This is a genomic window from Okeania sp. SIO3B5 (assembly GCF_010692555.1).
GTDB lineage: Bacteria > Cyanobacteriota > Cyanobacteriia > Cyanobacteriales > Microcoleaceae > Okeania.
The window spans coordinates 1-12,970 of record NZ_JAAHHG010000283.1 but is presented as its reverse complement, the minus strand read 5'-3'; the positions used below and the strand labels follow the sequence as shown (position 1 = coordinate 12,970).

Below are 12,970 nucleotides of genomic sequence, written 5' to 3'. Positions count from 1 at the left end.
GGGCTTGCTGATTAAATATCACGCGCATTGACTGATATTGCTTTCAGCCTTTTTTGGCCTTTAAAAAGTGCAAGGTTTTTGGCTGTTTTTGCCTCAAAATGCTAATACTTTTCCCCTGAGTATCAAAAAAATTGGCCGTAGCAGATAGTCTAAACTGTTCCCAGTTAAGTGTTCCCTGTTCCCTATCATCACAATCAGACTTTTGAGCGCAAACCCTAATTATCTTACTAGAAAAGTTGGCTCTCTTGCCCTTAAATTCTATATTAATTTAAACACTGTTCTTAAGGAGATAGTCTTGTTGCTGTTTGCGCAGCATTCCGCAGGAAAAGCTGACTGCTAATAGCTGAATGCTTACTAAAGGAGAGGCTTTAAACCTGAATTATTCGGTAAGTAAGTGTAGATAAAGATAGATCGATTTAATGAATTTCATCATTCTATGCAACCTCATATAAAATTGGTATTAAAGCCAGCTTTTATGGCAAGTATAATACCAAATTGATAAATGTTTGCTACAAATAGTTAGGGTATTTATTCTAATTTAGAATTTAGAATTTAGAATGCAGAATGGATAGATTTAATACCATTTTTGATGTTTTAAATTACCTTTTTCGTGAAAAAGACTTTATCTGAAAGTCTTTTTATGTTGCTTATTATTCGTAACATTCTTTTTTAAAATTGGTATAAATTCTGACTCAATTTCAATTAGTAAAGCTTTTATCGTAAGCATTCAGCAGTCAGCTTTAGAATTAAGAGGCAAAAGAAAAGCCCATTACCGAATTATTAATTATTAATTATTAATAATTAAACAATTCTGGTTTAAAGCCTCCCCTTTTAAGGGGAAAAAAAGAAATAATATTTCCTTATTTTCAATCCTCTCGGTTTTAACCAGAGGTAATTATCAATTATCAATTATCCATTATCAATTAATGAATTAACCTTAGCAGTAAGCGCGAGGCACATCTACATTTCTTTCCATATATGTTGAAAATGTAGTAGAAGTTAAACGAGTACTTGCTTCATTCATTTTTATTGCTGAGAGCTGATAGCTAATAGCTGTTTGCGCAGCATTCCGGAGGAAATGCTTACCTTTTATCTAAAACTAAAAGCAATAGTTGAAGGCTGTTTGCGCAGCATTCCGGAGGAAATGCTTACTGATAAACAGTCTCTAAAATGATTTGTTAAAAATCAAAAAATACATGAAAATAATGAAATTATTTTTCTTCTTTTCTATTCGCTATTTCCTCTTCCCTAATTTCAGAAGATTTAGGAATAGAGGTGGGATGAAGTAGAGATGTTGCTGCTTTTTGAGCAATTGTTTCTGAGATTTGAATTTGCTGAATAGTAACTAAACCCTCTTTAATAAACATATCTCTTAAAGCTGCCTTTTCCCCACTATTAAAAGTAGTCTCATAAAAAACTTCTTTAATACCAGCAGAAATAATTAATTTCAAACAATAAAGACAAGGTTCTAAGGTGACATAAATAACAGCTCCATTCGTAGAAATGCCATGTTTTGCAGCTTGAGCAATTGCATTAGCTTCTGCATGAACAGAACGAGATGGCAAAACTTTACTAGCATCACAACTACTTAATTCAGGATAACAAAAACCCTGACTCGTACAATGTACAGAACCCGAAGGAGAACCATTATAACCAGTTGCTAAAACTTGTTTATCTTTAACTATTACTGCACCCACAGGAAAAGCAAGACAAGTTGAACGAGTAGCAGCTAGTTTAGCTATCATTAAAAAGTATTCATCCCAAGTTGGCCTTTGATATAATTCTTCTGTCATATTCCTGTAGAACCAAATCCGCTAATATCTCTTTTTGTTGTACTTAATTCATCAACTGTTTCTACATTAACAGATAATACTGATGCTATAACCATTTGAGCTATTTTCATTCCTTGCGTGACTTGAAAGGAATTTTTCCCATGATTAATTAAAATTATTCCGATTTCTCCACGATAAGTTTCATCTATAGTTCCCGGAGTATTTAAAACTGTAATTTTATGTTTTAAAGCTAACCCACTTCTAGGACGAATTTGTGCTTCTGTTCCTGATGGTAATTCGATGGCAATACCTGTGTGAATTAATTGACTTTCTCCAGGATTAATAGTTAATTCATCAATAGAAAATAAATCCAATCCGGCATCTTGCGGATGTGCATAATAGGGAACAATTGCTAATTTATCTAACTTTTTAACTTTAAGTTTCATCATAGGGAATATAAATAATTGATAATGGATAATTAATAATGGATAATTACAGCAATTTCGGAGTTAGTGAGGTACAAAATTTTATTATTTTTTGCCTGGAAGTGTGTTAGTAATTTTGGTAACACAAGCATCTTGCTTGTGACAGGCTGGAAGCCTGTGTTACAAATTAAGTGCAATAAATGTAGGTTGGGTTGACGTAGGAAACTAAACAATAATAACATTTCTCAAAAACTTTTATAAATTTTATTGAGTAGAGGAGTGGGGGAGAAATAAACATAACAACAATTAACGATAAATTGCTAATAATTAGGGTTTGCGTATGGAAAGTCTTTTTGCTCTTTGTAGGAGACAGGAGACAGGAGACAGGAGACAGGAGAAATGGGAATTTAGAGGAAGTTAGGAATAAGAATTGTCCCTGAATTTTTCTGCCCAACTATGCGCCTAAAATACTAACTTTTTGAGCGTTTTAGACTGAAAACCAGGTACTTTTTTAGACCCCAAAAAGGCTAAAATCTTTATATGTAAATGCTTTTAGATTTAATCAGCAAGCCCTAAGTATCAAAAAAAGGAAGAAGAAAAGAAGAAAAGTATATGAGTTTACCGAATAATTAATAATTAATAATTATTAATTAAATAATTCTGGTTTAAAACCTCCCCTTTTAAGGGGAAAAAAGCGGTCGAGGGATGGATAGGTTTTCTAACCATATCCAATCAACCAAGAGAAGAAATAATATTTCCTTATATTCAATTCCGTAACGGTTTTAACCAGAGGTAATTATCAATTATCCATGATCAATTATCAATTAATGAAATAAGGTTTTGTTGGGTTTCACTTCTTCAACCCAAACTACTAGACTGAAACTTTTGACTTTTAACTTGATTTAATTCTTACTTTTGACTTTTGACTTTTGACTTTTGAATTTCTATGGTGCTAATTTACCTTTACCAAGTCTATTTTGTTCATACCATTCTGCTATATTCGGCACCCAATCTTGAACATGAGGCCACATTAATTCACAAAGTTTTTGAATTTCTAATTGAGCGTTCTTTTTAAAACGTAAATCCAAAAAATGTAGCAAACTACGACAATTAAAACTAACAACAAAGTGCTGACGATAATCAAAAGGAATTTTTCCTCTAGCGTGTTCTTCAGACATTCCAAATTCCAGATCGAGTTTGTATTTTTTCGCTGCCTCCAAACACCACTGTAAATCTTGTTCTCGTTGTTCAGCAGAATAATAATATTTCTTCCCCTGACGGTCAGAATATTCTCCCACTGGACGTAAGTAAAAAGCAGTTTCTATATCCGTTTTTCCCTCTGCTACAGCAATAACTTTTCCCGAACAATATCGATAACTTTGTACATCGAAAGAATTATGAACAACTAAACCATTAGCTATAAAATTATGCTCTGGATGTTCTACTTCAATATCATAAGTAATTTCTTTGCCAAACTTTTCAATAGATTCTATTTCTACAAAAATACCACGATTACAAGAAAAACTATTGTTATTTTTAGGGAACAGGGAAGAGGGAAGAGGGAACAGGGAAGAGGGAAGAGGGAACAGATAATCAATAAAGTTTGTAGTTAATTTTGGATAGTAATTTACTGCTATTGACTTTTCATCTAAGATTTCTTGTTGCAGAAAATTAATGTCTTGTAGAGCAATTTTATTACCAGTTAATTGCACTTCACATAATTGATTTTTATTGTTCTTTATAGGCAATAGATAATCAATATAATTTGTAGTTGATTTTGCATAGGAACTTACTGTTATCCACTTTTCATCTAATATTTCTTCTTCCATAAAATTAAATTCTTGTGGAACAATTTTATCTTTTTTTTGCGGGTTTAATACCCCACCATCTACACGGCGATCAAAATTGTTTGGGGTTAGAATACCCATGCAATTTTCCCTCCTGACTCCTGACTTCCCCTCCTGGGAGGGGCGAGGGGTGGGTTGACTCCTGACTCTTTCTTCAATACCAGTTAATTGCACTTCACATAATTGAGTGCTACTGTTAAATTCTTTTACCCTTTTCCACCCTTGATTAGTCCAAAACTGGTGTTCTAGTGTAGCTCTTATTTCTTTACCAGAAACAGTTTTTATTGTGTAGGTTTCTTGTTCGCCATTAATATATATATTGGTTATTTTACTGGAAACAATTTGGTTAGTTTTGGTATCTAAAGTCAAAATAGTACGCCTAGATATACTTTCCTGCATATATTTTGCATCATTAGAAGTTTGTTGATGTTTTCTCCCGTAATGCCATAAATTAGCTAAATTTTCAATTGTTTCTTCATAATATTTCTCTCCTTTAGATAAAGACGAATGCCCAAATCTAACCTTTGTGTTACCCGACAAACAACAACCTATTCTATGAGTTCTTGCTTGCTGCATAACACTATGGGGAAAAAAACCACAATTAAAAGTAATTTGAGGGTGTTCTATACAATTTCCACACACAATAACTTTTCCATTCCGCCTTACTAATAAAGCACCAGTAGAAACAGAAGCACAATAAACTTTACCTTTATAATTAACAAAACCTTCTTTTATTCCTAAATCTCTATTTTCTTGGCAACATTCAACAGGATATGTAGAAATTTCAGATATATGTAATCTCCAGCAAGGTTTATGATTTTTATCCACTTCACCTTCACTTCTATTATTTAAAGTTAGGTTCGCCCTAAAACCATTAATATGTGCAGTTGCTTGAATTATTTCTAAAGCATTTTTATTAGTTGAATTACAGCACCAACTTTTTTCTTTTATATTTGTACCATCACTGTTTTGTAAGCCATCCCAAAAACTCGCTACTAAATTCGCTGGTAATTCTAATAACCAAATAGGTACAGTCTTATCTTCAGAATTAGAAAAATTCCGATGTATCCATGAAGCCAAGGATTTGTGTTCAATTACAAACCTATTTCCCTCAGTTTCTTTTACTTCCAAATTCAATGAAAGTAAATAATCTATTTTGTCAGGATTTTTTATTCTAAACCTAACAACACCAGGATTTTTATTTATACTTCTTAGCCCATCTCTATAGAAAAAACCTGCTATTCTAAAAGCTGTTTGTAAGTCAATATTTTCAGGTAAATCATTAGGTAACTTTCTGGCACTATTTTTTAAATAGCAATTCAATAAATAACGTACTGGCGTATTATAAACATCTTCAGCTTTTTTGCTAAACCATTCTGTCCAATTATTTTCTTTACTTGTTCTTCGAGAAATTATCATCCTGTGGTCTTTTGTGACTAGCAAATCAATAAAATTGCTCTTAACATAATACAATTCATCATCTATATCATACTCATAAAGTTGACTTGGCTTTTCAAACCAAGCCTCTTTTGTGTCAGTATTTACAGCTAGTAACTCCATAGAATATGTTACTTGATTCCAACTAATCCAACCTTGATTTGTTAACACTTCAGTATCAGCAGAATAGCATCCATAATGCCCGCGATCGCCTGCTAAAAGTCTCTTGACAATTATTTCCCCACATTTTGCTTCCGAAGGCCAATTATCTCGTTCGTCAAATACAAATCCTTCACTATAATCTTGATGCAGAGCTGCATAAATTACCTGTTGAGGATTTAGAGTTTTAGTAATTACTTCTACCCGAAATTTATCCATAAAATTTTTCTATATTCAGTCAATCTTATAACCTTATAGTTGACTGATACTCAAGAACAATTATTTATTAAAGCATTACTAGATTGACTATCTAAAAAGTGATAGATTTTTCTTATTTTTGACTTTTAACTTAAACAAATGATGCCTTCCACCGTTTTACAGAAAAATTGGGTTTAAAACTTCCCCCTTGTAGCGATCCATTACCCACATCTTTCTTAATACAAAACTGGACAAAACAGACAAGTCATGGGTAAGTCTTAGTTCGGCTTTTTCGAGAGAAAAATGTATTTTTTTATACTTTTTTTGATGACTTCAATAGTTTTACTTAGCTACTATGATTCTTTTTCCTTTCTCCCCTGCTCCCTGCTCTCCTATGGAGTTTGAAACTATTTATGACATCTTTAAAGTGAAAGTGAATTGGTATTACATAGAATGCCCATTGGAATTCTTGTTTGAGAAAAAGAGGAAGTAAAAGGGTGCATCTCATAGCAAGCAAAAATACTTTTTTCCTATATATTCCCTGTTCCCTGTTCCCTGTTCCCTGTTCCCTGTTCCCTGTTCCCTGTTCCCTGTTCCCTGTTCCCTGTTCCCTAAAAGCGATAAATTTTTAGCTTTATTCACGCATTGAGATGCACCCAAGTAAAAGATGAGTTCGCTTTTCTACAAAGGTTCATCCCTTAGTTCAGCAACGCCGAAATTTTTACACCACAAACTTAATATTTGTTTACATAATGTTCTGTCGAAATAAGTTTTCAATATAAATATTTAATCTAAGTAGTAAATTTGATTATATAATTTTGAATTCACAAGAGAATTATAAAGTTTTGATGAAGAGTATCTGGCTTTTAGGCAAGCATTTTTAAAGTTTTGGTAAAGTTGCCTGAAATTACTTGAAATTGCTGATGCAAATTGCTACGATAAATACTAAATCAAAGAACATTAAAATTTACTTTTAATACAACCAATTAACTGTTAGATTGACAAGCTATACCTTTGTAATTTCAAGTATAGTTAGCTTTTTTATGTATATACAAATAAATTGTGTAGTTAACTGTAATTGCCAAAATTTATGAGATTTTAAAGAAGTTTTAATTTTAGTTGAATTATTTGGAGCTTGGTTCATTAATGGATAATAGATAATGAATAATCACCGAATTATTAATTATTAATTATTAATTATTAAATAATTCGCGCCTTGAAGCCTCCCCTTTTAAGGGGAAAAAAGCGGTCTCCGGATGGCGAAGTCCCCTCGCCATATCCAATCAACCAAGAGAAGAAATAATATTTCCTTATATTCAATTCCGTAACAGTTTTAACCAGAAGTAATTATCAATTATCAATTATCAATTAATGAACTCTCCCTTTTAGGGAGAAGATTGACGCTTAAGGAGAAAATCAAGTTCAATATTTCAAGGCTCTGACTTCAGGCAGAGATACTGATAACTGATAACTAATAACTGAAATAACCACTGCCAGAGACGTAGCACCAAAAGTAAGTAGTTAAGTAAGCATTTCCTCCGGAATGCTGCGCAAACAGCCGTCAGCTAGCCTCCTGTCGGAGGAACTGCGGACTTCAGCTATTGTTTTTAGTTTTAGATAAAAGCTTTACTAACTGAGTCAAAATTAAATCTTACTAGAAAAGCCAGCTTTAAAGTCTATATTCATTTAAACCCCCTCATGAGAGCTGATAGCTGACAGCTAATAGCTGAATGCTTACGTAGTTAATTATTTGTTCAAATAAATTTTCAAGACAAAAATGCAATTTAATTTTAATTATGCCATCTCCTATTGCTCACTCAGTTTCTGGATATGTACTAGCTAAGTTTCTACCCAAAAACCTATCAAAAAATAATGCGTCTCATTGGTGGAACTTGGGCAACTTTTATCCTGTATTTGTTGCCATTTTTGCTGACTTTGATTTTATTCCCCAATTCATCACAGGAGAAAGATTTCATCGAGGTATTACTCATACTTTAATTTTTGCCATTGGTTTTAGTTTAATGGTTGGTTGGGTAATGAATTATTTCCGCCAATCTTCATTTAAACAACTATTCTTATTTACTTTTATTCTCTATAGTTCTCATTTACTATTAGATTTATTTACGGCTGGTGGTTTGGGTTTACAATTGTTATGGCCTTTAACAGATACATCTTTTAAATCAACAATACTTGTATTCCCACAAGTTTATCACTCTAGAGAAGTATTTGATATTAGTAATTTTATATCTATTGCTTGGGAATTATCTTACTCAGTATTAATTGTCAGTATATTATGGCTATGGAATAATTTTAGCTCTAGCAAATTTTATGAATAAATCAATTGAAAAAATAGGGAGTAGGGAGTAGGGAGTAGGGAGTAGGAGGAAATAATTCATAAATAAGAGTGCCATAATTGATTTAATTTTTTATGATTGGAGATGTCTAATACCATTTCTCAAAAGGTAAGCATTCAGCCGTCAGCTATCAGCCAGCCTCCTACGGAGGAACTGCGTTAACAGCTATTGCTTTTAGTTTTAAATAAAAGCTTTACTAATTGAGTCAGAATTTATACTTACGCCTAAAAGCTGACTTTAAAGGGTATATTCATTAAAACCCCATCATAATAGCTGAGAGCTGACAGCTAATAGCTGAATGCTTACCTCAAAAGTTTTGCTACATTTTCTTGGGAGTGTGAAGTAGGGAGTAGGGAATAGAGTTTAAAGGCATAATATATTTTGGATTAATGCCGATAATCCTTACAAACATTACTGAATCATTATTATTACTTAATAACTGAAGTTTATTGGAAATATAGCATTATTTTAGGAACGGGTTTAACCGAAAGCTTTGACTTAAGTGCGGTCGATTTCTAAAAAACCCGTTCTCTAATATTGCGTTTATTTATGCTCACCTATTTAATACCAATTTTATTTAAAGCTGAACATAATAATACAATAGTAAATGCTAATTTCTATCTTATTTCATAAGATATCTCTAAGTTAAATAACAAATTGAAATCGTGTAAACCTTGATACAAATTATGTTCAAACTTATCAGACTTAAACTATTATTTACTATATTTATTTCATTACTGATTTTCCTCTACATTCCTAATTTACCTAATTTAAAACAGCAGAAAGTTTCCGCTCAATTTCTTTCATCACCCGAAGTTAACGCCTTAGATGATAGTTTAAAGAATGCTAGTATTTCTTCTTTTATTAAATCAGGCTTTAATTATAGTCAACAACTCTATGGCGAGCCAAGAATAGCAGTAAAAAAAATAAATTTACGCTTACACACAACACCTTTAGCTTCACTTGATAATGCAAATAAAGGCGAATTTACTATCTATTTAAGTCGTAAACCCTCTGAAGATGCTTTCTACGGACAGTTAGGCCATGAAATATTTCACTTATTAAACGCACAATTACTTGATTGTTATGTAGAGGGTATGGCTACTGTTTTTGCTGAGAAAATATTAACTCGTAATAACTTAGATTGGAGTGGTTGGGAAACATATTTTCAACAAGGTTCCGAACCTTTTTACGGCTTAACTTATTTGATGATGAAAGAAGTTAGTGACACAGCAGGTTCAGCAAATATGAGTCGTTTACTTGATTTTGCTGTTGATAATAAAGAAAGTAAAAAGTGGATGTATATTGATATTGATGGATGGTTATCTTCAATGTCTGATTATGTAAAAATTGAAGTAGAAAAAGTGATTAATAAATATATTTCTCAAGTTAAGCCAGTAGTTGAATCAAAGAATAATATGTTTACTTGTTTAGCACCTGCAAAAAATTGATGAATATGTTCAATAATGAATAATTAATAATGAATAATTACCTCATATCTTAGGATGTATGAAAAAATAATGTAAGCAGTCAGCACTTCCCTGCGGGATGCTACGCAAACAGCAAATAATGAATAATTCCTTCTCAGATTGAAGGAGTGTACAATTGAAGGAGTGTACCTTGGCAATAACTTTTAATTCTCTCTCAATTTTTCAATTACTTTGACTTTTCCTACTCTCATAAATAGCTGATAGCTGATAGCTGATGGCTGAATGCTTACAAAATAATAGCTAAGAAAGTGATGTATTTAAAGGTAATATATCAGTTCAAAATATATAATTAATTTTGTGTATAACAGTCGAAGGAAAGGTGTTTGACAGTTCAAAAGTTTAAAACTTAGACAATGTAAAGCTTTTACCGAATAATTAAGGTAAAAATCCTCTTCCTTTTGGGGAGAGGTAATTATCAATTATCCATTATTGAATTCTTCCTTCTTCCTTCTGCTATAAATTGTGGAAAAAGTATGCACCGATACTGAAAAATTTGACTCAGGAGTATCACAAAGATTTACTCAAAAGAATGAGAAACGATCAAGTTAACCAAAATCATCAGAAATGGCTACATCTAATACTGCTATGTAGTTGGATACTTCTAGGCATTACTCTACGTTGGACAAACTTAGCTGACAAGTCTGCCTCATCAATCGAAATTGCTACATTGGGTTATAGTCTGGGCCATAGCTTTTTTGACCTGCCTTTAGATCGAGTTATTAGTCTCGATCAATTGCTGTCACCCTTAAAATTTGAGTCAACTTCTACTCCTACCGATGTTATTCATCATCTACTGGGTGAAGATAATCATCCTCCGCTTTATTTTGTACTAAATCATCTGTGGTTTAAATTATTCAGCACTGACGGAGAATTGGTTTCTCTTTGGGTAGGGCGATCGCTCAGTGCTATTTTTGGTGCAGTTTCTATTCCGGCAATTTTTGCCTTGGGTTGGTTGGCGTTTTCTCCATTAATAGCTCATATAGCAGCAGCATTAATGGCAATTTCTCCTTATGGCATCTACCTAGCCCAAGAATCTCGTCATTACACTTTAACAATTTTATGGATTATTGCTTCTGTAACTTGTTTGACAGCAATAATGCCTTATCTCCAAAAACGCAAGATATTTCCGATATGGCTGGGCTTTCTTTGGGTTATAATTAATAGTTTGGGCATTTCCACTCACTATTTTTTTGCCTTGGCGTTGACTGCGGAGGGATTGGTTATTGGTTGGTTTTGGTTGAGGGATATTCAAAACCTATTTCAACGCTATTGGTGGCGAATTTATTTGGTTGCTCTGGGAACGTTTATTGGTTGTTTGGTTTGGTTGCCTATTATAGGTGGTATTGGCAATAGTCAACTGACTGACTGGATATCAACTAGCTTTGAGCTTGATGAAATTTGGCATCCTATCCCTCGTTTATTGGGTTGGGTATTGACAATGGTATGGCTTTTGCCCATTGAAGGGACAAGTTTGTTTGTGACTATTTTATCTGGAGTGACACTTTTGATTATGTTGGTTTGGGTTGCTCCTGGTTTATGGCAAGGTGGGAAAGCACAGATGAATGATATTGATAACCGTTTTTCTTTTCAGGTTTTTGTCGGTTTTTTTGTAGGAGCGATCGCTTTATTTTTACTCATTATTTACGGTATGGGTAAAGATTTATCTCTTGCTGCTCGTTATCATTTTGTTTATTTTCCTATTGTAATTATTTTATTAGCTGCAATATTGGGAAAGTGTTGGGTTAACGAAGTCAGAAGTCAGAAGCTAGAAGTCAGAAGTGATTTTTATAACGGAGATTTGAGCAAGGAGCCAAAAATATTTTGTCTTAAAAGGCAGGGTTTTAGACCCAATTATTTTGATAATTTGGAAAATCAGGCAGAGGTGGAAAATGTTTTTTCTGAGAAGAAGAAAGGTTTTCAGTTTTTCCAGTTAAGAGATTTTTTACAGAGGTTGGGAAGTGGGAAAATTAAAGGGGAAGGAGCAAGGAAAAAAGATTTAATTTCGGCAAATTTAAAATTGATTAATAAAAGAGTTGTGGTTGTTGTTTTGTTAATGGGTTTATGCGGTGGGTTAACGGTGGTTAGTAATTATGGTTATCAAAAGTCACGTCGCGCAGATATTCTAGTTGAGGCTATTAAAACACAGTCGAAAAATCCGTCTTTAATTGCTACAACTTATCAAACTCATGCTGAAATTCGGGCTTTAATTGCGCTTGGTTTGGAATTGAAACGTCAAGAAGAGAAAATCAATACGTCTGACTTTTTTCAACCTCAATTTTTATTAATGAAAAGACAAAAAGAGCAAAGATTAATTCCTGATTCGGCTTTGGCTAAATTCCTGTATCAAACACAACGACCTCTAGATTTATGGGCAGTTAATTTGAAGGTTGAGGGAAGCGATCTAGAAACTTTAAATTGTCAGAAATATTCTAATTCTCTACCTAAAATTAATGGTTATCGTTATAAGTTTTATCATTGCCGTTAATTTGAGTTAGGGAGTAGTAAACAATTAATAATTAATAATTAATTATTAATTATTAGGGTTTGCTGAATAAAGTCTTTTTGTTAGGGTAGGGAATAGGGAGTAGGGAATAGGGAGTAGTTAAGAGTTAGGATTTAGAGAAGTTGTAGAAGAAGTAGTCATTCAGGGGTTGCCCTTTAGTTTTCTCTCATCATTACCCCACCCATACTTACTTTTTCCCTCCTTCAACCGAAAAGCTGGTACTTTTTCATTACCTAAAATTCTTCAAATCAATATCTGTTAATGTTTTGATATTTAATTAGGGTTTGCTGAAAAAGTCTTATGGGTAAGGGTAGGAGACAGGAGACAGGAGACAGGAGACAGGAGAAATGGGAATTTAGAGGAGACAGGAGCTAAGTTTTGTCCCAAGATTGTTCTGCTCAACTCTTGCCCAAAATGCTAACTTTTTGAGCATTTTAGACGTGATACCAGGCACTTTTTTAGACCCTAAAAAAGCTAAAGTATTTATATGTCAATGCTTTTAGATTTAATCAGCAAGCCCTAATTAGCAAGCCCTAATTATTAATTACATCTTTTTTAAAAGAAGAGGATTTACTCAAAGGAAAAATTTTCTTTTTATCCTCTTTCAAGAGGAGGCTTTCAACCACAATTTTTAGGTAAACATAAGAATAATTAGGGTTTGCTGAATAAAGCTAAAAATCAGGATATATAAGGTAATGAAGCTTTTTATATTCAATTTATATCCTATGTTTATGGCTCTTATTTGCCTCAAAATACTGAAGTTTTCTGCTGAAATTCACGAAAAT

6 protein-coding genes are annotated in these 12,970 nt (G+C 32.9%); 3 read left to right on the top strand and 3 right to left on the bottom strand.

Features of this window, described 5'->3' with window-relative positions:
• Positions 1-1,211 precede the first annotated feature (1,211 nt).
• The 3 genes from F6K54_RS28350 to thyX all read right to left on the bottom strand — a co-directional run bounded on the left by F6K54_RS28350 (position 1,212) and on the right by thyX (position 5,859).
• Positions 1,212-1,793 (bottom strand): dCMP deaminase family protein, encoded by a 582-nt coding sequence (locus F6K54_RS28350; protein WP_293085150.1) that lies wholly within the window; start codon positions 1,791-1,793, stop codon positions 1,212-1,214.
• On the bottom strand, positions 1,790-2,218 hold the full coding sequence (gene dut / locus F6K54_RS28345) for a dUTP diphosphatase (RefSeq protein WP_293085153.1): 429 nt from the start codon (positions 2,216-2,218) through the stop codon (positions 1,790-1,792). The genes F6K54_RS28350 and dut overlap by 4 nt, the downstream gene beginning before the upstream one ends.
• Before the next feature lie 923 nt (positions 2,219-3,141).
• Positions 3,142-5,859 carry an FAD-dependent thymidylate synthase gene (thyX, locus tag F6K54_RS28340; protein ID WP_293085147.1) on the bottom strand — a complete coding sequence of 906 codons (2,718 nt, stop codon included), beginning with the start codon at positions 5,857-5,859 and terminating at the stop codon, positions 3,142-3,144.
• Positions 5,860-7,634: 1,775 nt separating this feature from the next.
• Here thyX and F6K54_RS28335 point away from each other — a divergent pair.
• The 3 genes from F6K54_RS28335 (at position 7,635) to F6K54_RS28325 (ending at position 12,167) form a co-directional block, all read left to right on the top strand.
• Complete coding sequence (locus F6K54_RS28335; RefSeq protein WP_293085144.1) at positions 7,635-8,174, top strand: metal-dependent hydrolase; 540 nt, start codon at positions 7,635-7,637, stop codon at positions 8,172-8,174.
• Between the two features lie 704 nt (positions 8,175-8,878).
• Entirely contained in the window at positions 8,879-9,643 is a 765-nt protein-coding gene (locus tag F6K54_RS28330; RefSeq protein WP_293085141.1) for a hypothetical protein, read from the top strand.
• Positions 9,644-10,211: 568 nt separating this feature from the next.
• The gene (locus F6K54_RS28325; RefSeq protein ID WP_293085138.1) at positions 10,212-12,167 is read left to right on the top strand and encodes a glycosyltransferase family 39 protein; all 1,956 of its coding nucleotides are present in this window, start codon (positions 10,212-10,214) and stop codon (positions 12,165-12,167) included.
• Positions 12,168-12,970: the final 803 nt, after the last annotated feature.